We start from the raw sequence: 24,243 nt of genomic DNA on the forward strand, positions 1-24,243 counted from the left end.
GCGCTACACCATCTGTAACACGCGCTCTCTGATTTCGCGGTCCGTTGCCATGCCGAGACCGTACGCGACGACGCCGAGTGCGACTAAGCCACCAAGCTTCAAAAGCGTCGATGGCGGTAAGATGGTTGACGCCGCGTACACCACTGCGCCCATCATTAACGCTGTGACCGTCTGTCTTCCGAGCGCCCGCCAGTTTGCTGTCACAGTGATGAACCGCCGGAGATACGCGATCTGAATGACGAGCGCGATGCTGACTGTCGTTATTGTTGCCGCCGCTGCACCGAACGATCCGAGTTCCGGGACCAGTAACAGATTGAGTACAACGTTTGCAACGAGGGTCAGCGCTGCCGTCCGGAATACGAGATTCGGGTGGCCGATCCCCGTGAGTGTCCGCTGGATCAGGATTCTCGGGGCCTGCAACAACTTCTCCGCCATCAGGAGGATGAGGATTAACCCACCCGTGTCGAAGTCATAGACGAGTTGCATGAATGGATCGGCGAGTATCGCTACACCGACTACGGCGGGGATGACAAGCAGGAGACCATATGTGAAGCCTTCGCTTAGGGCCGTTTCAATGCGACTGTACTCATTGCGTGACGCCCACTCGCTGATAGATGGAAACACTGCCTGGCTTAGGGCTTGGCTAGCCATTACTGCGACTACACTGACCTTCCAAGAAGCCTCGTATACGGCAACAGCGGTCTTTGACGCGAAGTATGCCAACACGAGCGTGTCTGCCCAGTTGTATGCTAGCGAACTCACACTATTGAATGATGTATACTTCGAGAAACTCCAGAGGTCTCTGACAGTTTCCCAAGTTGGGATAGATAGCGTACTTGATAAGGCGAAGTAAAATATGACAAATTTCACGACAACTCCAATCAAGACACCATATAACAGAGCAAATATCTTCAACCCGGCTATGATTAGCGCGATACTTGTTACTATACGAATTACTTCACCAAAGAGTTCGATAAGAGAGCTAAGCGCCACTCGCCCTTCACCACGAAGGGCCGCTCCGGTAAGCCATCTCCCGGTACTGGAAATAATAAATACAATCAGTAAAGGTACGGCCGCCACACCAATATATTCGTCTACATAGCCTTCAAGTACCAACAATCCGAGAGACATAATTACAATTGGAGCGAGTGTTATGAGGTATCCTGCAGTCAAGTACGACCCACGCTGTTGAGTTGTCGTTTCGCTGATTCGCTTCTCTATCCCTGTATCGACTCCAAGCCGCGCTCCGGTCATCAGCACGCTCGTGACCGCATCAAAGGTGAAAAAGATTCCAAGAACCGTTCCTCCGAGAGTTTGAGCAAAATATGCGGTTCCAACAAAACCAATTAGACTCAGTACGATATTACTGGCGTATATAACAACACTTGACCGGTCGATATCCATCGATATCTGTGGATTTCTCCCATATGTTTATTATTCTGTCCTTATTAAAACAACGAGGGTTCTTAGCGATGCTAGATGATGTCACTCAACTCTACTCTCCAATTGTACCGTATTTAATTATCCGGGCCTGGACAGGGTGCCATTTCAAAACATTCATTCGACCACCAAATCAACACAGTACAGATGAGCTTCTCTGATTGGTTTTTTGATACAGTGGACCGCCTACAATCAGATCCTTCTCCAAAGAATCTCGAGATAGCACTCAGAAAGTTATGGGCTGGCTTGCTCGGGAGATTCGCTCCAAAGCAACAGGAAGGGCAGGTGGTTTGGGACGAAGACTGGGATATATTGGTCATCTTGGACGGATGCAGGGCTGATGCCATGGAAGAAATCATACAGGGTACTTCTTATCAATCTCTTTTTGCTGATAGCAAACTCGAGACGCGCTGGTCAGTCGGCGGTACCAGCTCTGAATGGATCAAAAAAACGTTTAATGAAAGACATTCAGCAGAGATCCAAGAAACCGCATATATCACAGGCAATCCATATACGGACCAGATACAATACGATGAGTTTTCAGAGTTCACTCATTTTGGGATCGCCAGTACGGAGTATGATATTCGGACGGTTTCGCCTCGGAAACTGACTGATCACGCGATTAACACTTGGAGAAAACGCGACGAGAAAGGCGTTGATAGAATGATTGTTCATTATATGCAACCGCATGCACCCTTCCGGTCGCGACCAGAGTGGTTTCGTGAATTCAAGGGCACAAAGAAGTTCGGTAGCAAAGTCTGGTGGCGCCTCTGTGATGGCACCGTTTCGCACGACGACTTCTGGACTGCATATATTGACAACCTAGAGTGGATACTGGAAGAAGTTAGTATCCTCTCAACGTCTATTGATGGCTCCATCGCTCTAACCGCTGACCACGGCAATGCAAAAGGTGAATGGGGGGTATATGGCCACCCGAAAGGAGTTCCGGTCAGTGCTGTAAGAGAGGTCCCGTGGATTACACTAGACGGGATAGATACTGAGGAATATACCCCTGAGTATAATGTCTCTGATAGCGGCGGAGATGATCAAAAGCCTGCCCGTGAATCGCAACTTGAAGCCTTAGGTTATAAGTGATAATCATATCTGAATACACTCCATGGCTATCTGGCTAGTAGAGAGACGACAAGAATAACTGTTAATTCCCCCATCTCCCACCATCAGTATGCCGCGAGTTCTCATCGGACCGACCAAAACAGACATTCATAACAACGAATACGGGAAGAGTTACAATCTCCTGAATAACCTGTACGACGATAATTTTACTGTCGATATATACACGAGATCAGTTTCTGATACTCTTAGACCGGAAAACGTTACTGTGTATCCGCTTGGGGGCTCTAACAGGATCTCGTTCTATAGTTATTTGTATTATAGACTTTTAAGAGAACTTCGGGAGGGATCTGTTGATATATATCACCACATGAATCTCAGCTACAGGTGGTTCAATCCAATCCTCGTTTCAGAGCTTCATGACAATGTTCCTGTCGTCGTTGGACCGTGCCAAACAGGGCATGCCATCATGGCTGAGGAATTCAATCGGATGCTTTCTTCTTGGGTGGGGAGAAACCTTCCGAGGCCATTTACGGATCCACTTCACACAATTGTTGATGCGACTCGCGATATAATCCTTGATCCACCTCGGATGGATTTGTTCAAGCGAACGCTTGACGCCGCAGACCGAATTGTGGTTGTCGATCAAGAAGCCTACGAGATGTATGCTGACCTCGTTGACGAATCGAAGCTCCGGACGATCCCGCTGGGCGTTGATCCGGACGTCTTCGAGTACAGTGAACCGGACGACTCACATGAACTCGTGGCCATCGGGAGCCTTCGGGAACGGAAAGGCTATGATATCTTGATCGAAGCACTTGATCAAATCCAGCAGGAATATCCCGAAGTCCAGCTCCACGTCTTTGGTGACGGGCCGCAAGAAGACGAATTGGTCGCTCAGGTCAAGCATCTCGATCTAGACGAAAACGTCACGTTCCACGGGTATGTTGACCAGTCTATTGTCCGAGAACACTTATCCCGAGCACGTGCCTTCGTCCACCCTTCTCGGTCAGAGGGCTTTTCGATGGTCCGTCTGGAAGCCATGTCGACCGGCTGTCCAGTGGTCGTTACCAATGTTTCTGGAGCAAACGAAATGGTCCGCGACGGGGAGGAGGGCTTTGTCGTTCCGACAGAGGAACCGGAACCAATCGCAGACGCCGTCACCACCTTGCTCTCCGATTACGAACTCACGAAACAGATATCCAGACAGGCACGAGACCGTGTTGAGGAGAAGTACGACTGGCGGAAAATCGCGGAGGAGTACCTCGACCTGTACCGTTCGCTGTCTGGCTAAGGTCGTACCGCCGTCTATCGCGTGCATCGAAAGGTCTTAAGCCGTCGACTGAGACGTTCAGGGTAGATATGGTCCTCGTAGTGCTGGGTATCGATGCACTCGACCCGGAACTAGTAGACTCGACGGCACATCCGAATTTGACGCTCGCTGACCACCACGCTATCGAGACGATCAGGAGCGTCGAGGGCGGCCCCAGCACGCACGAACTCTGGCCGACGATCATTACCGGGCTCAGGCCCCCGGAACACGGCATCACGCTTGACGACGGCGTTGCCTGGGAGAACCCCGTCCTCCGGTTCGGGAGTGCTGCCGCGGACTACCTTCTCCCGTCAGGGCTGCAGACGCGTCTCGGCGCGTGGCTACTGAACAACACCGAACAGGACGCGTTCCGGATCCCGGCGACCTACTACGAGGAGAACGGCCTGTCGACAGTGTTCGACGGCCGGGAGGCGGCTCCAATCGGCATCCCCAACTACGTCATCGACCCGGGCACGGAGGACCGCGAACACAGCCTCCGGCGGAACCTCGGCGACCTCTTCGAGCGCGACCTCGAAGCGAAAGGCGGCCACTCGTCGACAGACCCGGCGCTGTTCTACGAGCAGTGCCTCGAAATGTCGATGGTTCGCCTCGCTCGCGCACGACGGGCGCTCAGAGGTGGGCGACACGAACTGGTGTTTGCATACACGAGCGGGCTCGACCTCATCGGCCACGTTGCGTACGAACAACCGTCTCTACAGGACCGCGCCTATGAAGAACTCGACGAGTTCGTCGGCGAGGTTCGAGACGACCTCGGTGACAACGACGAGCTACTGCTCGTCAGCGACCACGGTCTGCAGGACGGCGTCCACACCGATGAGGCGATGGTTGCGGGGACCGACGCAACCATGGTCGACGCAATCGAGAGTGTCGTCGACGTCCGGGCGGCTATCGAAGCCGAACTCGACGAAACAGACCACACGTCGACACCGCAGGTGACGGCGTCGGACGACGGCGACCGGTCGGGGGAGGAAGTCAAAGAGCACCTCGAAGATCTCGGGTATATGTAGCCATGTCGGGCGATCCAAACATCTTGCTGGTCATCCTCGACAGCGTCCGTGCACAGAACCTCAGCGCCTACGGCCACGTCAACGAGACGACGCCGTTTCTGGACTCGTTCGCCACAGAGCGGGCGACGCTGTACGAGCAGGCCCGAGCGCCTGGTGCGCGGAGCGTCACGAGCCACGCGAGCATTTTCTCCGGGTTGCACGTCGAAGAACACGGTATCGTCTCGGCGGGGCATCGGCTCGACCCGTCGGCGTCAGTCTTCGCACAGCTGCGAGAAGACGGGTACAGCACCGGCGTGTTCACCGAAAATGACTGGCTGACGGCCGTCGATGTCGGACTCCGGGACGGGTTTGACGAGATCGTCGGGGCGCGGAACGTCCCGTTCCCGGGCGCAGTCAACCCCCACGAGTTTGTCTCGAACGAGGGACGGGGACAGTACGCGGAGTTCGTCAGACTCGCGCTGACAGACGACGCGCCGCTCCGGTCGCTGGCAAACGGTGTGGCGACGAAACTCCAGTCCGATTACAAGCGGTTCCTCCCGGATAGCGTCAGAGCATCGACGCCGGCGGACGTCTACGTGGATTCGCTGCTGGACTGGAGCGACCGACAGGACGGGCCGTGGGCGGCGTGTCTCAACCTGATGGACGCCCACATTCCGTACGAACCGATGCCGGACTACGACCAGTGGGGGGGCTCGGAGGCGTCGTCGTTGCAGGCTTCCTTCGAGGACCAGAAGTGGGACTTCAACGGCGGACACCGCCCGTGGTGGCAGAAGAAGGCGGTCGAGTCGCTGTACGACGGGGGGATTCGCCAGATGGACGCGGAACTCGAACGGCTCGTTTCGTCGCTCGAACGGCGTGGTGAGCTTGATGACACGCTTCTCGTCATCACGAGCGATCACGGCGAGGGCTTCGGCGAACAGAGCGACGTTCGGCCGGGTGTCCGGGTCGCCGAACACGGCGTCGCGATTCACGACAGCGTACTCCACGTCCCGCTCATCGTGCGCTATCCGGGCCAGACCGAGTCTCATCGGGTCGACCGTCCCGCGTCGCTGGTCGAATTTCCGCGGGTCGTGAACCGGCTTCGGGCCGACGATCAACAGACTGCCGGCTTCTGTCCCGACGGACCGGTCCTCGCTACTGCGGTCGGCCTCGACGAGCCGCTGCAGGAACGCGCCGGTGCGTACGTCGGGGACCTGTCGCCGTGGACCGCCACGTCGCGAGCGGTGTTCAAAGACGACAGTGAGGGAGTTGTCAAGTACTGTACTAACCGCGACCGCGCCGCCACCGTCGTCAGCCGCGACGCCCAGACGTCGTACAAAGTGTCCGACGGCGGTGCGGAACACGTCGACAGCGCATTCGAATCGATAGAGGAACTCGACGTCAAGACGGCGGGCGAGGACTTCGACGACCTCGACGACGGGACGTACCAGCGGCTGGAAGACCTCGGCTACGTCTGATGGGCCGTTTCGACGCTCTCGTACTCCCAGATCAGATCGAAGTACCGCTTCATCCCGGCGACGAACGACCCGTTGTCCGTAATCGCGGCCTGGCGCATGTGGTTGGGAACGTCCGGCTCCTCGACCAGTAGAATCGCCTCGCCGCTGTCGTAGTCCATGCTCGGGTCGACGAGCGTGCCGCGCCAGGGGAGTTTCTCCGTGCTGAACCGCAGGTCGACAGCGGGGAACTCCGCCGTCAGCCGCTCGACGATGTCAGCCTGGATGGCTGCCTTCTCCGGTGGGAGTTCGTCGGGATGCAGGAAGAGAACGCTGACTTCGACCCCACGGTCGAGTGTCTTGGCCAGTGCACGCTCGACGTTGTCGAGGTAGGCGAAGCTATTGGTGATAACCCGAAGCGTCTCGGCGGCGTCGTCGTATAGCCGTCTGGTCTCGCGTTCGCTCGGTTCACCCACGTCGACGACGTGGAACAGTTCGGCCGTCGGCGAGATGTCCTCGCTGGCGCGGTCGAACCGCGGTTCGTACTCGGCGAGGAACGCGTCGCGGTAGGAGTCGATGTCGGCGGCGAACGATTCGTATGACTGTCTGTGGTTCTCGACCGCCCGGTCGAGGATTTCGCCGGGCGATTTCGGCTGGTATTCCTTGGGACGACCGGGAATCACCTTGATGAAGCCGCGGTCGGACAGCGCCTCCAGCACGCCGTAGACGCGGGCCTTCGGGATGCCGCTCGCTTCAGCGAGATTCGGGGCCGTCGTCCGGCCGAGCGAGAGCAACTGTTCCAGCGCCGTCGCCTCGTATTCGGTCAGCCCGACCAGGTCGAACACGTCCGCAGGGTCGCTCATACACGCTCATGTGTGGCAGGGGATGTAAAACGCGTCGCCCGTCGCCGGAACCTATTAGTGGGTGGCTGTGAGTAGTTACTCGCAGAGTGAGTAACATGACTGCGACATCCCAGACCGAAGAAGACGATCACCTGGCAGACATCGAAGACGGCTGTGGCTGCGCGGAGGTCTGGGAGCACATGAGCGAGCAACGCGACGACTGACACGGCTGTTATCAGTTGCTTCCGACTGTCGCCGCTTGCTTGCCGATGACTGCGGGAACTTAAAACAGAATCCGCACGCGGCCAGACCCGCATTTATTTGCCTTCGCGTGGATGACGTTGAATCAATGGCCGACCGAGACGACGTCTGTATACTGTTGCCGACATTCAACGAGGCTGAGACTATCGAGTCGGTCGTGTCCGGGTTCCGCGAGCAGGGCTTCGACGACGTCCTCGTCATCGACGGTGGGTCAACCGACGGGACACAGGACATCGCCGAATCGGCCGGCGCGCGGGTCGTCGAACAGTCCGGCTCGGGGAAGGGGCAGGCCGTCAGGGAGGCGGTGACGCGCCACATCGAGCAGCCGTACGTCCTGATGGCCGATGGGGACGCGACCTATCGGCCCGACGAGGCGGACAGGCTCCTCAAGCCGCTGTTGTCGGGTCAGGCTGCCCACGTCATCGGGAACCGGTTCGCGGATATGCAACCCGGCGCGATGACGAAGCTGAACCAGATCGGCAACCGCATCATCAACAGGGCCTTCGAAACGATTCACGGACGGGACCTCACCGACATCCTCTCGGGGTATCGAGCGTTCACGCGTCAGTCGTTCCAGCGGAGTTCGCTGACGGCGTCTGGCTTCGGTATCGAGACGGAGATGGCCGTCGAGTGTGTCAAACATAACGTCTCGACGGCGGTGGTGCCGATCACCTATCAGCCCCGACCAGACGAGTCCGACACGAACCTCCGTCCGTTCCGGGACGGCGCGACGATCATCCTGACGCTGTACCAAATGGCGAAGACGAACAATCCGCTGTTTTACTTCGGAAGCGTGGGCCTCGGGAGCACCGTGGTCGGGTTCCTACTTGGAGCGTACGTGGCCTACGACTGGGTCGTCAACAGTATCTCACACGAGGTGATCGCCGTTGTCGGCTCGTTCGCCATTCTACTGGGGATTCAGCTCCTCATGTTCGGCGTCCTATCGGATATGCTCGTGGCGGTGAATCGCGAGCAGACGCGCCGGTTAGAGGACATCGCAGTCCAGCTCACACACGAGAGCCGTAGTCGGCCGGTGGATGTGTTCGACGACCAGCGGGTCGGCGACGCAGAGCACGGCAAGAAGGGCGACGCGGAAGACACCGGAGACAGCGACATAGAGACAGAGCCGGCGGTGTCCTCCCACAGTTCCGACGAGTAGCTCAGAACGGGACCAGCGCGCGTAGCTGGGAGAGAATACTGTTTCTGGTGGCTTCCCGTTTCCGTTCGAATATCGGATGAAGGTCGTTGAGTAGCTCCTGCTCGTTGTCGAACTCCGTGGCGGTCGTCTCCTCGAGTGCCTCGGCGACGGTCATCGAGTGGCCCGACGCGTCGAACGGGACCGCGATGTGGCCGGCGGCGTCCCGGACCTCCCTCGCCGTCGCGGGATACTCGATGTCCACGTCCGACAGGCGGGCGTCGAGTGCCGCGATACCGAACTCGATGACGTCTGGCTCGTCGCTGTTATCGGCTGGTGGCCGTACTCCCATTGGTAAAGCGATGGGGCCGGGGGATAGAAAAGTCTGCGTTGTCGGATCAGCTCTGGCAACCGGCCAGCCACTCCTCGGCCCAGTCCTCGATTTCGTCGAACACTGGACAGAGGGATTCGCCCTTGGGCGTGAGCTGGTAGTACGTCGCGACGGGGGCGTCCTCTTCGAGCCGCCGGTCGACGAAGTCCATCTCCTGGAGGTCGTCGAGGACCCGCGAGAGGGTTCGGGAGCTGGCGTCGGTGGCGCGCTTGAGTTCGTTGAACCGCTGTTCACCGTTCTGGAGTTCGTGGAGCACGACCAGCCGCCAGCGCGACCCGATCTGTTCCAGCGACTCGATGACGGCACACGGCCCGCTCTCTTCCTCCTCGTCCGCGGTGGTGAATACTTCAGATGACATCGGTGCTACCTGGTATCTCCCTTGTCCGGGAACGTACAAATAGGTTCGCATACGAACCAAGTAACGTAATGAAACTACCAATCGCGGTTCGACAGTCTCGTAGCGAAACCACTCCTGTACCGGCGGTGAGCGCCTGATGGCGTTCGAGTCCGCTGGTGCGGGCGAACTGTTCCTGCTGGGCCGACTCCTGTTCGGCGGGGTGCTTGCGTTCATGGGTCTGAACCACTTCCAGAGCGCTGAGCAGATGGCTCCGTACGCGGAGGCGAAGGGGCTCCCGGCACCCGTGGCGTCGGTCTACGGGAGTGGCGGGTTGCTCCTCGTCAGCGGCGTCCTCGTCGTCATCGGCGCGTACCCCGTTATCGCGGCCGGGGCGCTGGCGACGTTCCTCGTCGCCTCCGCCGTCACCATGCACGACTTCTGGGCGGTCCCGGACGACCAAGTACAGGACGAGATGACGCAGTTCCTCAAGAACGTCGCCCTCGCCGGCGGCGCGCTGTCCCTGCTTGCAGTGGCCGGCACGTCGTGGCCGTACAGCGTCGGTATGTCCCTGTTTTGAGGTGACGCGTTCACTGGCTCGGGTTGCCTGACACCGACCCGTTCCCTGTTTGTCACTGTTGGAGAGTGACACCTGCCGCCATCCATAAGCCGTCCCGTACCTGAACTGTGCGTGAATGATACAGTCGCTGCCGACGCCGGCCATGCCCGCGTGGCTCCCGTGGCAGGAAGCGGTCGTCCTCATTGTGGTGCTCGCCGTCCTCGTTGCCGTCCGCCGCCTGTCGGCCGCGCGACCTGGCGACGGCGTACGGGCGCGCCTCTTCCTCGGCGTTCCGTGGGGGACGCTGCTGACGATGGCCGGCGTCCTGGCGGTGTATCTGTTCCTGCAGGGCGCGTGGTGGCACCCGCGGGACCCGCTTGTCACGCCGTTCCGGACGTGGTCGTACTTCTACCCGTTCGGGATGCTCACCGGGGCGTTCACCCACGGCAGTCAGGGGCACATCACGGGGAACCTCATGGGCACGCTGGTGTACGGGACAGTCGCGGAGTACGTCTGGGGCCACTACCCCCGCAAGCGTGGCGTCCAGACCTTCACGTCGCTGCGGACGAATCCGCTCGCCCGGATTCTGGCCGTTCCCGTCGCCATGTTCGTCGTGGGCGTGTTCTCCGCGGTGTTCGCTATCGGGCCGATTGTGGGCTTTTCCGGCGCGGTGTTTGCCGTCGCCGGGTTCGCGCTCGTGACGCGGCCGACGCTGTTTCTCGGCGCGTTTCTCGGGAACCGCGTGCTCGACCTCCTGTATTCGGCGCTTCGCTACCCCGTGTCGACGGCCTCGGGCCAGACCCGCTTTGTGACGCCGTGGTGGTCCAACATCGCCATCCAGGGCCACGCCATCGGCATTCTGGCTGGCGTCATCGTGGCCCTCGCGCTACTGTGGAACCGGGACGAACGCCCCGACACGCTCCGGGTGTTCTTTGCGACGCTCGTGTTCGCCGTCGCCCAGGGCCTGTGGGCGGTGTATCTCCCGCTCGGCGGCGGCCGGTTTCGGCTGTTCCGCTGGGCCGGGACGGCACTGGTGTTCGTTCTGGCGCTCGTCGTCGCCGCGTCGACCGTCGGCTCCGACCGCGAATTCCGCCCTGGATTCGATCGTCGCCCGGCCTCACTCGCAGTGGTGGTCCTGCTCGTCGTCCTCGGCGCACTGAGTCTTGCCGCCGTCCCGACGAACGTCGTCGACCTGGAGGACGACCAGCTCCCCGAAGACGGCATCGAGGTCAGAGACTACGTGGTGACCTACGACGAGAACGTCCCGAACGCGTACTTCGAGAGCATCTGGGTCCCAACGCAGCGAGAGGGGGCGAGCGTCAACGCCAGCGGTGTCATCGTTGCCAGCGCGGAGCGTGAGGTCTGGATCGCCGCCGTCCAGCCGGGCCGGCTCGCGGTCAACGGCAAGGAGCGAGTCACGGTCGGCGGGGCGACCTGGCGCGAGTCGGTCTACGCGAACCGGACGGACTGGTCGGTGCTCGGCAACGACAGCGTCTATCGGGTCCAACTCAGGCGCGAGGGCGGCCAGCCCCGGACGGCCCACACCTCGGAGCCGTCGACGGCGGACGTGATACTGGATGGGCGGAACGTGACAGTGGCTGCCCAGCAGAACGGGTTCGACGTGAGCGTAACACGGGGGAACGAAACGGTCGGGCAGGCACCGCTCCCGGCGAACATGACGCAGACGCGGATCGGCGGGCTGACCTTCGAGCGGAACCGCTCACGGCTGTACGCAGGGACAGATGGCACTCGCGTCAAAATTGCGGAGCGTCGCCAGCAAGCGGCGCGGAACTAGGTCCAGTCGATGCGGTACACTTCCGCGGTGATCGCCTGCCGGTCCGACTCGTGGAACTCGAACTGTCGCGGCAGGTCGAACTCCGTCTCGAAGGCGTGGGTCACCTCGCCGCCGTTGTCGTCAGTGAAGGATTCGACAAACGATTGGCTTCCGTCGTTGTGAATCGAGTACGAAACGCCCGCGATGGACGCGGCAGTTTCGAGAAACCGTCGGTCAGCGTGTTCATTGTCCGACTGTGCGCCAAAGGGCGGATTCATGACGACAGTGGTTTCCTCGACAGGAGGTGCCAGCGGGGCCATGGTGGCATCTGCTCGAACCCACGACACTGGCGTCGTCGACCCGACCTTCCGCTCGTTTTCGCGCGCCGTCGACAGCGGTGCGGGGTCGATATCTAGCCCGACCACCCGCGCCGGCGACCGCAGCGCTGCACCCAGCGCCAGCATCCCGGTGCCACAGCCGAGGTCGACGACCGTCTGTCCCTGGATATCGTCCTGGAGGTCCGCAGTATGGACCAGATGCGCCGCCAGGTCCGGCGGTGTCCGGTACTGTTCGAGACTGGCCCGTGGGTTGTCGAACCCGGCGACAACGGCGAGTTGCTGGGCGAGCGCACTCTTTGTCGGCATTACTGGAGATACGCCCGATTCATTCAAAAACGTTTGGAAATGCCCAGTAGTTATTCGGACGGGAGTGCGACGACGAATTCGCTGCCGCCGAGGTCGCTTTCTTCCACCCAGATGTCGCCGCCGTAGCTGTCGACCATCACCGACACGAAGTAGAGTCCGAACCCAGTCCCCGTCGACTCGGTTCCACGCTCCCCTTTCTCGAAGATCGCCTCGCGCTGTTCGGGCGGTATCCCAGGGCCGTCGTCCGCGATGCGAAGGTGGACCATCGAGTCGACGCGTTCCGTCGTCACCTCGATTGTGGTGCCTAGATCGCCGTGCTCGACGGCGTTCGTCAAGATGTTCCCGACAACATCGTCGAGGAGGTCGTCAGCCACGACCTCGATGCCGTCAGGGATGTCTGTTTTGAGCGTGCAGTCCTCGTCCATCGAGGCCGCTTTTCTCGTGGCCCCTTCGACGACCGGCCCCAGTGCGATCGTCTCTGCCTCGGTCAGGCCGTCGTCAGACATCGTGCTCAGCACGCTCCGGACCTTCTGTGTGAGGTCGACGATATCCCGACTCCAGTCCAGAATCGTTTCGGCGTAAGTCGCCTGTGTCCCGCCGAGTGCGTCTGCAAGCGTTTCCGCACGCGCTTCGATGACCGTCATCCCGTTGAGGATGTCGTGTCTGAGGATGCTGTTGAAAAACTCCATCTGCTCTTCGTGGCGCTTGAGATCCGTGATGTCTGTCCCCTCGACGATTATTTTCTGCACGGTCCCGTCGACCGTTACCGGCCGAGCCACGACGGAGGTCGAGATCCGCTGGCCGTCTGCGCCGATATGCTCAGCCTCGAACCTGACCATCTCACCGTCCATCGCCCGCTCGACAGCGTCCTGACAACGGTACGCCACTTCCTCATTGTGGTTCCACCAGGGCGTGTCCCAGAACGGTTCCCCGAATACGGCTTCGTCATCAGCATCGACGAACCCGAGCGCTGTTTCGTTCGCCCTGAGGAGGTTTCCGTCAGCGTCGAGGATACCGATGAACGTCTCCGGTGAGTTGAACGTCGCTTCCAACAGTTGCTGGCTCTGCTCGCGTGTGTCGACAGCTAGCTCGCGTTCGATCTCCGCTTCGACCCACTGCGTGAGATGCTCGAACAGCGTCTGTTGCCAGTCCGAGAACTCAGAAATCGCCTCGTTGTCGTTGACGAAACACAGCGTTCCGTACTCCGCCCCGTCCGCTCGAAGTGTCGTGCCGACATACGCCTCCAGTCCGAACCGCTCGTAGGCGGGGTCAGTCGACATTGACTCGCTCGCGTTGGTGACGATGTGTATCCCGGATTCGTCGAGGGTGTGTCTGCAGTACGTCTCGGAAAGTGGTGTCTCGGCCCCCGGCGTAATCGTCGAAGACAGGCCGCTACTGGCGACGATTGTGTGTTCGTCGCCGGAGACGACCGCGATATGCCCGTTCGGAAACCCCAGGTGTTCTCGACCGACGTCCAAGACTGGCTCGACACGCTCCCGAAACGAGGTCCCGCTGGCCGCCATCGCTGCAGTGAGGTCCTGCATAGCTGCCAGATAGCGATCTCGCTCCTCCGAGTCGCTACCCTCGGGACAGTCCAGCGGATCATCCATAGCAGGTGACTCGGTCTCCCGGGAGTTGAAGATTCGGACCCGTTTCTCAGGAGCTGAAATGCACCCGAGCGATGACGGTGTGACAAGCAGCCACCCCTACAGAGTCGCGTGCGGGAGTTCAACGTAAAACGCTGCACCGCCGCTGTCGCTGTCCTCGACCCAGACATCGCCGCCGTAGCTCCGGACCATCGTGTCCACGAAGTAGAGGCCGAAGCCAGTGCCGCCGGACTCAGACCCTTTCTCGCCACGTTCGAAGATGCGGCGGGCCTCGCTGTTCGAAATCCCGTCCCCGTCGTCCGCTAAACAGACGGTCACGACGCCTTCCTTGACCGTTGTCGTCACGTCGATGGTCACGTCTGGTCCGGCGTGTTCGACCGCGTTCAGAAAGAGGTTCCCGAACACGTCATCGAGCAACTCGTCAGCGACGACAGTGACCGCCTGTGGCTCGATAGTAACGGTACAGTCGTCGCTGACTGACCGGGCGCGGTCCGCCGCATCGTCGAGGACAGCCTGTAGCTCCCGGTGCTCGTGGTCCCGTTCGCCCTCTTCGGTGACCGTCTCAAGCACCGCCCGGACCTTCTCGGTGAGTTCGATGAGGTCGTCGCTCCACTGGACGACAGTCGACGCATACTCGCGCTCCTCGCTGTCGAGCGTGTCTTCGAGCAGTTCCCCCCGCGCCCGAATGACGTTCATCCCGTTGAGGATGTCGTGTTGCAGGATGCTGTTGAAGAAGTCCATCTGGTCGGTCTGGCGCTGAATGGCACGCTGCTGGCGGCTCCTGACGACTGCATACCGGAGCGCTCTCACGAGTCGGTCGCCGTCCAGGTCCTCTTTCGGCAGGTAGTCCTGTGCGCCCCGGTTGATCGCTTCGATAGCCACCTCCCGGTCCTGCATCCCGGTGAGGACGATGATCGGCACTCCCTCTACGATCTCGGTTGCCCGGTCAAGGGTCGTAAGCCCTGTTGACTCGGGGAGTCCGAGGTCCAGCAGTACCACGTCGTAGGCCGCCTCCGAATGCTCGGCGACCGGTGCAAGCGATTCGACGTGGGAAACCGTCACGTCGTCGACGAAGTGCGCCACCGCCGGCGAGTTCAGGTGATGCTCGACGAGGCGGGCATCGCCCGGGTTATCCTCGACGAGGAGCACGTCGAGATGCACCGTCTCAGCCATCGTTATTTCGGCGGCCGCTTGACGACCGTAAGGAAGAAATCTTCAATGCTGCTCACGATGTCGACGAAGCCGTCGAAGTCGACCGGTTTCGTCAGGTAGGCGTTCGCGTGGAGATCGTACGATTCGATGATGTCCTCTTCCGCCTCGGAACTGGTCAGCACGACGACCGGAATCCGCCGGAGCGACTCGTCGCCTTTCATCTCTTCGAGGACTTCCTGCCCTCCTTTGCGGGGCATATTGAGATCGAGCAACAGCAGGTCCGGCCGCGGTGCGTCGCCGTACTCACCTTCCTGCCGGAGGAACGCAAGCGCCTCGACGCCGTCGTTGACGACGTGAAGGTTGTTCAGCACCTTCCCCTTCTCTAGGGCTTTCTCGGTCAGTTTGACATCGCCGGGGTTGTCCTCCGCCAGCAGAATCTCCACCGGCCGCCCCTCGCTGGAGTCAGTCATCGCCATTCACCTCCGTCACCGCGGGCAGCGTAAATTTGAATATCGCGCCGTCGTCGGACGGTTCGACCCAGATGCGGCCGTCGTGGCGCAGGACGATTCGCTGGCAGACGGCCAGCCCGATGCCGGTGCCCTCCGTGTCGTGGGCACCGGCGCGGTGGAAGATGTCGAACACCTCCTCACGGTCCGTCGCCGGAATCCCCGGCCCGTTGTCCGAGACGGTGAACGTCACCATGCCGTCGTCTTCTTCCGCGCTGACCTCGATACGGGGTTCGATGCCGGCCTCCGTCGCGTACTCGATGGCGTTTTCCAGCAGATTCTGGAACACTTGGCCGACCTGGTTCGAGTCGGCGTCGACGCGTGGCAGTGACTCTGCCGTGATGGTAGCGTTCACCTCCTCTATTCGCATCTGCAAGGCGTCCAGCGTCCGGTCGAGGACCGCTTCCGGGTCCGTCTCCTCGAAGTCACCCGCCTTCGTCTCGACGCGGGAGTACCGCAGCAGGGCGTCGACCATCTCCTGCATCCGGTGGGCACCGTCGACGGCGAAGGCCATGTACTCGGCGGCCTCCTCGTCGAGGTCGTCGCCGTATTCGCTGTCCAACAGGTCGACGTAGCTCGACACCATCCGGAGCGGTTCCTGCAGGTCGTGGGACGCGATGTAGGCGAACTGCTGGAGCGCCTCGTTCGAGCGCTCTAGTTCGGCCTGTTTCGATTTGAGCCGCGTCTCGCGTTCGATTCGCTCCAGCGCGGCAGCCGCCGTACTCGCGAGAATCTCAAGCAGGAACCGCTCGTCGCCGTCGAACGACGCCACGGTCTCGGACCCGATACACAGCATCCCCTGGTCATCGAGCGGGAGACACAGGAGCGTCCGCATCGGCATCGCCGGCGCTGACGGGTTCGACAGTTCTTGATAATTCTCGATAACGGTCGGCTCGCTGGTGTGGAAAATACGGTTCTCGTCGCTGTCTGGCCCCATCGGCGGGAGATCCGCCGCCGTTTCCACGCCGGCGAAGTCGGTCGCCTTTGCCGTCGCGCCGATTGGATAGAGCGTGTCGTCGCCGCTGTCGTGGGACCATATCGCGGCGAGCGGCTGGTCGACGATACGCTGTGCAATCTGTGTGACTGTGTCCGCGGCCGCAGTCTCTGTGCGGCTGTACAGCAATTCGTTCGTCGCGTCGCTGAGCGCCTCGACGCGCTCCTCGCGGCGTTTGAGGGCGGTGATATCTCTAGCTACACTGACGACCTGTTTGAGTTGTCCGCTGTCGTCGAACACCGGTCGATACCACGTCTCGAAGACGAGGTCGTCGACTTCCTGTGTCACGCGGACTTCCTCCCCGTCGAGGGCCTTCTCGACGGCGGTGATGATGTCCGGATACTCACTGTACGTCTCGAACACCGATGTCCCTTCGAGGTCGCCGGGTTCCATTCCGAGCCCTTCCAGCCCCTTCCCGGCTGAATACGTGAACACGCCGTCCGGGTCTAGCGTAAACACCACGACAGGGAGATTCCCCATCAGGGTGTGGAGCTGTTCGCTCTGTTCTGCGTGTTTTCGTTCCCGCTCGCGGATGCTGGTCACATCGTGAATGAACGCCACAACACGGGTCTCGTCGCCGAGAGCAGCTCGCTTGAGCGTTACCTCGACCAGTTGGTCCGTGCTGTCGGGTCCCTCCGTTGCCCACTCGACCTGCGCCGAACCTGACGTGGCTGCCTCGGCTATCAGGTCGTTTGCGTCCGCCGTGGAGAACCCCGGCGGACTGAACTCGCCGACGTGCATCCCGACGATGTCGTCCGGAGTACACCCCAGGAGCGCGCCCGCGGCCTGGTTGGCCCGGACGACGGTTCCGGTGTCGGCGTCGTGGATCATAATCGGGTCCGGACTCGCCTCAAAAACGTCCTGATAGATAACAGCGTCCTCTGTAGAAGCCATGGACCGTATCAGCGCCCGCGCTACAAGACAGTACGCCCCTTGTTATCAGCGGTGAAAACTGGCGCTACCAGGTACCGTGAAAGGTGTCGAACTCCAGGGATTCGAGCGGTTTCTCGCCGATAGCGATCTCGTACTCGCCGGGCGTGAGCATCGGCTTCTTGAACTGCGGGCCGTCGTCGGTGGTGATGCGCGGACAGCCGGTGTTGACGTAGGCGTCCATCCCGAAGTTCGTCAGCCGGTCCGGCGTCACCTCGTCCATGGTTATGAGGTAGGCGTTCTCGTTGTTGTCGACGATCTCCTGGGCCTTGTCCCAGCGGCCCTGACCGATCTTGGTACAGAAGATGACGCCCCAGGACTCGGCGTCCATCGCGCGGTGGACCGCGCCGTAGCGTTGCTTCATGAACTTCTCCGTGTCGGCGACGGTGACGACGTTGTTCACCGGGTCGGCGATGACGACGTGTTTCTCGGGGTGTTCCATCGCCAGTCCGAGGGGGTGGAACTTCCCGCCACCCACGTACAGCATCTGGTCGGCGTCTACGTCGGCGCTGGCGTAGTTACAGCCCAGCACCTGGCCCTCGTGGGTGAGCCGCTCGTCGCCCCGGCGCGTGTGGACTGTGTAACCGCGCTCCTCAAGCCACTCGCGCATCTCGTCGAACTTGTTCATATGCTGGGCCGTCGTTACCAGCCCCACGTCGGGGTCCTCTTCGGGGTCCGCGAGCTGTTCCTCGCGGGCCTGCTCCATGATGGGGAAGACGTCGACGTTCGAGAACAGCGGTACGTAGATGATCTTGTCCGATTCCTTCATCGGCGAGTGGCCGAAGTGGACGAACACGTCCGTCCGGCGCATCATGTACGTGTCGAGGTCGCAGGCCCCGTAACAGGGCTGGCCCGAGAGCAGCACCGTCACGTCGTCGGGGAGGTTCTCGCGGAGGTCATCGGCGACGGCCGGGCCGCGGCGCTTCAGCCCCTCGGGGAACTGCAGTCCCACCTTCTCGGCGTCTCGCTCCTCGACGGCTTCGACGATTCGGTCGAGCTCGTAATCCCACTCGCGGTCGTGTTTGAGCGACAGTCCGGTGTTCCGGAGGTCGCCGTCAGTCCGCTCTTGACTCATTGCAACCCTGTATCGGTTCGAGCGGCATAACCCCCGTGTTTCGGCGAGCGACAGTTACTCCATAATCTCGGCAAGCTGTCGCTCGACCCGCTCGACGTTCTCCTCTAAGTCACGAGCCATCTGGTGTTGCGTCCCGTTGGCGTCAGCCAGTTCGTCGATAGACTCGGAAACCTCGGCGGCACGCTGGGCGATCTCGTCGATCATGCTGGCGATTTCTTCGGCGCTTGCGGCCTGGTCGTCCGTCGCCTCCGCGACCTCGCTGATACCCTGTTCCGTCTCCGAGGTCGCGTCGAGGATGGCCTGCTGGTTGTCTAGCACCGTCTCCAGATCGGTGAGGGCTTGCTGAACCGCATCGGTCGTTTCTTCGACGTTTTCGGCGGTGTTGTCGGCCATCTCGCGGACCTCGCCGACGATGCGCTCGACCTCGTCGGCGTGCTGTTTGGACTCGTCGGCCAGTTCCTTGATCTCGTCGGCGACGACCGCGAACCCGTCGCTGTCGCTGTTGCTCCGCGCGGCCTCGATGTTGGCGTTCAGCGCCAGCATGTTCGTCTGGTCCGCGATGTCGTTGATGACCTCGACGAACTCGTCGATCTCCTCGATGTGGCCGCGGAGTTCCGTCGAGTCCGACGCGACCTGTTCGGCGGACTCAGTCGCGTCCTCGACGCGTTCGATGGTTTCTTCGGCTGTCTCGACGGACTCCTCGGCGAGCTCCCTGGCCTCGCCGCTCTGACTGCTCACTTCCTCGGCGCTGGAGGCGATTTCCTCGACTGTGGCGCTGAACCCGGAGACCTCGGACTGGACCTCGTCGAGGTTGTCGGACTGCTCGCCGGCCATGTCTTTGATCTCGTCGGACTGCTCGGTAACGGCCGCGGCGGAGTCGCTGATTTCGCCGACCGCCGACTCGACGTCCGTCGCCATCTGAGACTGGAGGTTCTGGAGCGCTTCGCGCTGTTCGACGATATCGCTGAAATCGATCAGTAGCTCTAGCGCACCGATAGCGTCCCCGCCGGGGCCCATGAGCGGGATCGCCACTGCCCGCGCGTGTGCCATCGTCCCGTCGGGTCGTTCTGCCGAGCGGAACTCGTCTTCCCGGACTGGCTCCCCGGTTCTGATGACCTCCTGGGCGAGCGTCTCGTCTTGGCCTTCCGTGCCAAACACGTCGTAGGCGTTCATCCCGACCGCCTTGCTCGCCGGGAGCCCGAGCAGGTTTTCAACCGTCTCGTTCCAGTGTGTGATATCGCCATCCGCGTCGACGACGAACGCCCCTTCCGGTAGCTCCTCGACAAGCGACTCGAACGCGTGGAGCCAGAACTCCTCGCTGTTATCCATAGACTCCGGCAGCAGTTCCCCCGCTGTAGCTTGTTTAGCCATTATTGTAAACAGCAATGAACCGGGTAAATGATTTCTGGCCGATTACAACTGCTGATAACTGAGTGGCGTCATATTGACACCGAGGAGAGGCGGGAATTCACGACTGGAACAGAGTCCCACGGGGTAACAGACGCAGCCTGTCGTACCAGCACTGGGCAGCTATCCCGCCTGAAACAACCCGGTTTCGGCAGGCCTATACCGCCCGAGTCCATACCAATCGGTGATGAGCATCGAGACCGATACCGCCGCTGATATCGACGGTGACCACGTCGAGGCGCTCGCTACAGAGTTCGGCGAGGCAATCGCCGAGCTACCGGTGTACCAGCGATTCAAGGAGACGAAAGACGCCGTCGAGAACCACGACGAGGCGCAGGCGGCCATCAAGGAGTTCGAGCAGATCCGCGAGGAGTTCATGCTCGCCCGCCAGACCGGCAACGCCTCTCAGGAGGACCTCCGGAAGGTCCAGCAGAAGCAGGAGGAACTCCACGACATCCCGGTGATGAGCGACTATCTGGAGGCCCAGAACGAACTCGAACTGCGCCTGCAGGAACTCAACGAGATCGTCTCCGAGGAACTGGCCGTCGACTTCGGCCAGAAAGCCGGCGGTTGCTGCGAAGACTGAACAGCGGTACTTCTCGCGGTCGCGTTTTTCGCTGACTCCGCAGCTACCGGTCAAGAACGCAGATGACGCCGACAGCTACCATCCGTCAGCCGCACTGTTCCACCGACAGTTATGGCCAGTCAGTGACACGGCCCCGCTGGCCGGGCTGTGCTGTCACTCCTCGACTTCGGTTTTCACCACGACCGCCGGTCGCTCGGTCAGCCGAAGCACCTTGTCGGTGATGCTGCCGAGGAGACTCCGGTACTCCGCCGGCCGCCGCTTCGTCCCGAGGACGAGCAGGTCGACGTCCGCCTCGTCGGCGGTTTCGATGATGGATTCGGCAGGCCGTCCGTGTTTCAGAGTCGTCGTCACGTCGACGCCGGATGCCTCTGCATCGGCCTCTATCCGGGCCAGCGTCTCCTGGCCCGTCTCTTCGAGGCCGTGTTCCGGCCCCTCCGATTCGTCGACGTACTCGTCGCCGCTGTAGGCAGTGTACACGTCTTCGTCGACGACATACAGCGCGTGGAGGGCCGCGCCGTGTTCCGCTGCGAGGGCAATCGCGTGGGACTCGGCGTTGGTCGAGGCTTCTGTCCCATCCGAGGCGAGGAGGATGTGATCGTACATACAGGTCGTATTTCTCCCAACTGGGAAATAAACCGAGGGTTCCGTTCTCAGACAGCGGGAGACACCCGGCGTCTTCGAAACATCTTAGCGACCGGGCGTGGCATCTCTGCACATGACAGTCGAATCTGATTGGGACGACTGGCTCCCGCGTGCGGTGGAGTCGGCGACGCCTGACGGGCTGGCGATCTGGTATCTGGGCTGTAACGGCTTCATCGTGAAATCGAGCGGCGGAACGACCGTCTTCATCGACCCGTATCTCGGCACGGGCGACCCCCCGCGGACCGTGCGGATGGTCCCGGTGCCGTTCAACCCCGAGGACATCACCGAGTGCGACGCGGTTCTGGGCACCCACGAGCATACCGACCACGTTCACGGGCCGTCACAAGCGCCGATTCTCGCCGGGACGGGCGCGGACTATTACACGACCGACAGCGGTCACGATGTCATCCGGGAGGAAGCGTGGCTGGAGAACTACAGCGTCACCGACGACCAGCTCCACGAAGTCACGGAGGGTGACACGCTCGAAATCGGCGATTTGACCGTCCACGTCGAACCGGCCAACGATCCCGACGCCGAGCATCCGGTGTCGTACGTGTTCGAACACGAATCCGGCACGTTCTTCCACGGCGGCGACGCCCGTCCCGGCGAGTTCGAAACTGTCGGCGAGCGCTACGACATCGACGTCGGCGTCCTCGCGTTCGGGACCGTCGGGATGATCGACGACAAGGAGACCGGCGAACCCACACGAACGCAGTGGTACAACGACGAGAACATGATTATCGAAGCCGCGAACGAACTCCAACTGGACACCCTCGTCCCAACCCACTGGGACATGTGGAAGGGGATGACGACGGAGCCGACCGTCCTGCACAACCACGCCAACAGCTTCGCGCATCCCTCGACGCTTTCAATCGTTGAAATCGGCGACCGGTACGATCTCGACTGACAACGGTCTGCCAGTGTCGCACGGACGGTCTGTCCGTCTTTGCTGGCTCACGTCCTGTTCGTGTTACTGAGGTTACGTCTCTATATTATATTAATCAGTATCGTATAGAAAAAAGGTGTAAATGTTGGTCAGGTACGTACCTTTAATACTATTGCTGAGACCATACAGACCATGAGCAATTCGCAAGCCTACGACGAAGTTACTGTCACCGCAGATGGCGTGACAGTGACCAAGCGGTTCGAGGCGGACGAGTTCCCCGTACCCGCGATAGCGTTCAATCTCACTTCACGGCGGTCTGTTCCGGTGACGGTCAGGCTAGTCGACACCGTTCCAGAAGACGTAGCAGTCGAGGATCTGGGCTTTCACCCCGAGTACGGCAGCGAGTACTGGGACATCAACGAAAACCGGATCGCCTTCGAGAAGGAACTCGAACCCGAAGCTGACTACACGACCGTCTACGGTATCCGTGCGACGGGCACCGACGACGTCGAGAAGTTCCTGACGGAACCCGAAATCGAGAGTGTGAACCCGCCTCTGGACGAGGACGAGGAAGACCTCGTCGGTGGGGGCGACGAGGCTGTTCGGGACGTCATCGCCGGTGACGCCGACAGCGTTCCCGGTCTGGAAGACGATGACGACGAGGACATCGAGACGCTGGACCTCTCGGACCCGAACAACCCGGACTCAAGCGTCGAAGCCCCGGAAGAGAGCAACGCCGCACCGGCAGATTCCGAGGTCCAATCCGGCGCTGTCGTCGCGACGATGGCACAGGAAATCCGCGATCAGAACGTCTCCCCCGAAGACGTGAAGCTCCTCAAGCGTGCGCTCGACGCCGTCTCCGAGGACGACAGCGACGCCGGCGGCGTCAACGACGCCCGGATCCAGCGCATCCAGAGCGATGTCGCGGACCTCCGTGCGTACACCGACGCTCTCGAGGAGTTCCTCGAAGAGAACGGTACCGGCGAGGACATGATTCAGGAGTTCGGCGAGCGCCTCGATTCCTTCGAAGCGACTCTAGAGGATTTCGAGGACGAGGTCCAGTCGGCGACGGATGCAGCCACGTCCGCCTCCGATCAGGTCGACGACCTCTCCGGGGATGTCGAGAGCGTCGAAGGGCAGCTTGACGCCCTCGAAGACGATATCGAAGCTGTCCGCGAGGAGATCGACGACGGCGAACTCGCCGACCGGATCGACGAAACCGAATCGGAGATCGAAGAGCTCAAACAGTGGCGCGAACAGCTGTCGTCGGTTATCGGCGGCGGCGAATAACCGAACTCGTTTTACCGGTCCCCCGTCTGTGCCTGCATAATGACGACGACGAGAGTGGCCGTGCCGCGCAAGGGCCGGCCCCTCGAAGCAGTGCTGGAGCGACTCGCCGGGCGCACGGGGACCGCCGACCTGGCCGACGATATCATCTCGACGCTTCGCTACGAGAAAGCCGTCACCAAGGGTAACCAGGACGCGGTCGCCGACGTGTACCATCGCATCAGCGACTACTCCTCGCTCGATGAGCCATACGAGCCAGAATACACGCTGCTCCGTGACGACCGCGACGGGATGCCCCGACGGATCGTCTTCGACAGCGTCACGGTTCCGACCGAACACGGTGACGTCCAGCTGGTCGGCCGCGAGGAGCCGTTCCGGGCGCTCCGGACCCACGAGTTCGCGCTCGGGTTCGACAGCGCCGACCTCGTTCTCGAAGAAGTCGTCCAGCTTCGGGACGAACCGCTGACCGCCATCCACGAGATCAACGACCGCATCGACCCGCTGGACACGGACGTGCGGGTCGTGACCGGGCTGGGCGATACGGTGTATCACACGCTGCTGGCGACGCCGGAGGTCATGGACTCACAGGACGGCCCTCTCGACCGGGCCTTCGTCACCAACTACGAGGGCGAACTCTGCATCTCACCGCGCTACGAGCGACTCGTCGAAGCCGTTCTCGGGACGAGCGCGCTCGACGGCGTCTCCTTTACCTATCCGACGGAAGGCGGCGAAGAAGAGGAAGACATCGCGGCGACCGGCCTCGGCGTCTACCTCACCGTCACGGGGTCGACCGCGCGCGACCACGGCCTCGAACTCGGCGAGCAGTTGTTCCCCAGCGAGACCGTGCTTCTTGAAAACGCCCACGAGCGCACCGAGACGACGAAACAGGTCGCCAGTCTGTTCGAAGAACCGGAAGAAACAGCGCTGCAGTCGGTCTAAAACCGTTT

23 protein-coding genes are annotated in these 24,243 nt (G+C 61.0%); 11 read left to right on the forward strand and 12 right to left on the reverse strand.

The genetic code is table 11. The annotated features are described in order from the left end of the window. Positions 1-3 precede the first annotated feature (3 nt). The gene (locus ACNO8S_RS05600) at positions 4-1,404 is read right to left on the reverse strand and encodes a flippase (RefSeq protein WP_420182621.1); all 1,401 of its coding nucleotides are present in this window, start codon (positions 1,402-1,404) and stop codon (positions 4-6) included. Positions 1,405-1,587: 183 nt separating this feature from the next. Here ACNO8S_RS05600 and ACNO8S_RS05605 point away from each other — a divergent pair, with 183 nt between their 5' ends. From ACNO8S_RS05605 to ACNO8S_RS05620, 4 genes are all read left to right on the forward strand, one after another. Then, the gene (locus ACNO8S_RS05605; protein WP_420182622.1) at positions 1,588-2,535 is read left to right on the forward strand and encodes a hypothetical protein; all 948 of its coding nucleotides are present in this window, start codon (positions 1,588-1,590) and stop codon (positions 2,533-2,535) included. A gap of 88 nt (positions 2,536-2,623) precedes the next feature. After that, entirely contained in the window at positions 2,624-3,805 is a 1,182-nt protein-coding gene (locus ACNO8S_RS05610; RefSeq protein WP_420182623.1) for a glycosyltransferase family 4 protein, read from the forward strand. 68 nt (positions 3,806-3,873) lie between these two features. After that, positions 3,874-4,851, forward strand: a complete 978-nt coding sequence (locus ACNO8S_RS05615; protein ID WP_420182624.1) for an alkaline phosphatase family protein — start codon at positions 3,874-3,876, stop codon at positions 4,849-4,851. A gap of 2 nt (positions 4,852-4,853) precedes the next feature. Beyond that, positions 4,854-6,308 carry a sulfatase gene (locus ACNO8S_RS05620; protein ID WP_420182625.1) on the forward strand — a complete coding sequence of 485 codons (1,455 nt, stop codon included), beginning with the start codon at positions 4,854-4,856 and terminating at the stop codon, positions 6,306-6,308. On the opposite strand, the gene ACNO8S_RS05625 is transcribed toward ACNO8S_RS05620, so the two are convergent. After that, positions 6,299-7,147 (reverse strand): TrmB family transcriptional regulator, encoded by an 849-nt coding sequence (locus tag ACNO8S_RS05625; RefSeq protein ID WP_014040092.1) that lies wholly within the window; start codon positions 7,145-7,147, stop codon positions 6,299-6,301. The genes ACNO8S_RS05620 and ACNO8S_RS05625 overlap by 10 nt on opposite strands. A 328-nt stretch (positions 7,148-7,475) precedes the next feature. On the opposite strand from ACNO8S_RS05625, the gene aglJ reads away from it, so the two are divergent. Then, the gene (aglJ, locus tag ACNO8S_RS05630; protein WP_014040093.1) at positions 7,476-8,546 is read left to right on the forward strand and encodes an S-layer glycoprotein N-glycosyltransferase AglJ; all 1,071 of its coding nucleotides are present in this window, start codon (positions 7,476-7,478) and stop codon (positions 8,544-8,546) included. A gap of 1 nt (position 8,547) precedes the next feature. Here the strand turns inward: aglJ and ACNO8S_RS05635 are convergent, their stop codons facing one another. Continuing rightward, positions 8,548-8,874 carry a hypothetical protein gene (locus tag ACNO8S_RS05635; protein ID WP_008309691.1) on the reverse strand — a complete coding sequence of 109 codons (327 nt, stop codon included), beginning with the start codon at positions 8,872-8,874 and terminating at the stop codon, positions 8,548-8,550. Between the two features lie 46 nt (positions 8,875-8,920). Continuing rightward, positions 8,921-9,271, reverse strand: coding sequence for a winged helix-turn-helix transcriptional regulator (locus ACNO8S_RS05640; RefSeq protein ID WP_014040094.1), 351 nt, complete (start codon positions 9,269-9,271; stop codon positions 8,921-8,923). A gap of 136 nt (positions 9,272-9,407) precedes the next feature. On the opposite strand from ACNO8S_RS05640, the gene ACNO8S_RS05645 reads away from it, so the two are divergent. Then, positions 9,408-9,827 (forward strand): DoxX family membrane protein, encoded by a 420-nt coding sequence (locus ACNO8S_RS05645; RefSeq protein ID WP_420182626.1) that lies wholly within the window; start codon positions 9,408-9,410, stop codon positions 9,825-9,827. Between the two features lie 115 nt (positions 9,828-9,942). After that, a complete protein-coding gene (locus ACNO8S_RS05650) occupies positions 9,943-11,601 on the forward strand; it encodes a rhomboid family intramembrane serine protease (protein WP_420182627.1) in 1,659 nt (552 codons plus the stop codon). Here ACNO8S_RS05650 and ACNO8S_RS05655 read toward each other — a convergent pair. The 7 genes from ACNO8S_RS05655 to ACNO8S_RS05685 form a co-directional block, all read right to left on the reverse strand. Further along, positions 11,598-12,224 (reverse strand): METTL5 family protein, encoded by a 627-nt coding sequence (locus tag ACNO8S_RS05655; RefSeq protein WP_191449280.1) that lies wholly within the window; start codon positions 12,222-12,224, stop codon positions 11,598-11,600. The two genes, ACNO8S_RS05650 and ACNO8S_RS05655, sit on opposite strands and share 4 nt — an antisense overlap. A 50-nt stretch (positions 12,225-12,274) precedes the next feature. After that, positions 12,275-13,834, reverse strand: coding sequence for an ATP-binding protein (locus tag ACNO8S_RS05660; protein WP_420182628.1), 1,560 nt, complete (start codon positions 13,832-13,834; stop codon positions 12,275-12,277). 96 nt (positions 13,835-13,930) lie between these two features. Beyond that, positions 13,931-15,004, reverse strand: coding sequence for an ATP-binding protein (locus tag ACNO8S_RS05665; RefSeq protein WP_420182629.1), 1,074 nt, complete (start codon positions 15,002-15,004; stop codon positions 13,931-13,933). Between the two features lie 2 nt (positions 15,005-15,006). Beyond that, positions 15,007-15,453, reverse strand: coding sequence for a response regulator (locus tag ACNO8S_RS05670; RefSeq protein ID WP_008309678.1), 447 nt, complete (start codon positions 15,451-15,453; stop codon positions 15,007-15,009). Then, on the reverse strand, positions 15,446-17,377 hold the full coding sequence (locus ACNO8S_RS05675; protein WP_420182630.1) for an ATP-binding protein: 1,932 nt from the start codon (positions 17,375-17,377) through the stop codon (positions 15,446-15,448). The genes ACNO8S_RS05670 and ACNO8S_RS05675 overlap by 8 nt, the downstream gene beginning before the upstream one ends. A 64-nt stretch (positions 17,378-17,441) precedes the next feature. After that, positions 17,442-18,488 (reverse strand): diphthamide biosynthesis enzyme Dph2, encoded by a 1,047-nt coding sequence (gene dph2, locus ACNO8S_RS05680; RefSeq protein ID WP_050037863.1) that lies wholly within the window; start codon positions 18,486-18,488, stop codon positions 17,442-17,444. Between the two features lie 54 nt (positions 18,489-18,542). Next, positions 18,543-19,817 (reverse strand): methyl-accepting chemotaxis protein, encoded by a 1,275-nt coding sequence (locus ACNO8S_RS05685; RefSeq protein WP_050038286.1) that lies wholly within the window; start codon positions 19,815-19,817, stop codon positions 18,543-18,545. 265 nt (positions 19,818-20,082) lie between these two features. Between ACNO8S_RS05685 and ACNO8S_RS05690 the strand changes: the two genes are divergently transcribed. After that, positions 20,083-20,481 carry a YlbF family regulator gene (locus ACNO8S_RS05690; RefSeq protein WP_008309674.1) on the forward strand — a complete coding sequence of 133 codons (399 nt, stop codon included), beginning with the start codon at positions 20,083-20,085 and terminating at the stop codon, positions 20,479-20,481. A gap of 153 nt (positions 20,482-20,634) precedes the next feature. Here ACNO8S_RS05690 and ACNO8S_RS05695 read toward each other — a convergent pair whose 3' ends face one another. After that, positions 20,635-21,084: a universal stress protein gene (locus ACNO8S_RS05695; RefSeq protein WP_008309672.1), complete on the reverse strand. Its 450-nt coding sequence runs from the start codon at positions 21,082-21,084 to the stop codon at positions 20,635-20,637. Between the two features lie 112 nt (positions 21,085-21,196). Between ACNO8S_RS05695 and ACNO8S_RS05700 the strand changes: the two genes are divergently transcribed. From ACNO8S_RS05700 to ACNO8S_RS05710, 3 genes are all read left to right on the forward strand, one after another. Beyond that, complete coding sequence (locus tag ACNO8S_RS05700) at positions 21,197-22,030, forward strand: MBL fold metallo-hydrolase (RefSeq protein WP_050037865.1); 834 nt, start codon at positions 21,197-21,199, stop codon at positions 22,028-22,030. Between the two features lie 171 nt (positions 22,031-22,201). Further along, complete coding sequence (locus tag ACNO8S_RS05705; RefSeq protein ID WP_129755012.1) at positions 22,202-23,299, forward strand: hypothetical protein; 1,098 nt, start codon at positions 22,202-22,204, stop codon at positions 23,297-23,299. A 39-nt stretch (positions 23,300-23,338) separates the two neighbouring features. Continuing rightward, the gene (locus ACNO8S_RS05710) at positions 23,339-24,235 is read left to right on the forward strand and encodes a hypothetical protein (protein WP_420182631.1); all 897 of its coding nucleotides are present in this window, start codon (positions 23,339-23,341) and stop codon (positions 24,233-24,235) included. Positions 24,236-24,243: the final 8 nt, after the last annotated feature.

It is taken from the genome of Haloarcula sp. KBTZ06 (genome assembly GCF_048595605.1).
Classification (GTDB): Archaea; Halobacteriota; Halobacteria; order Halobacteriales; family Haloarculaceae; genus Haloarcula; species Haloarcula hispanica.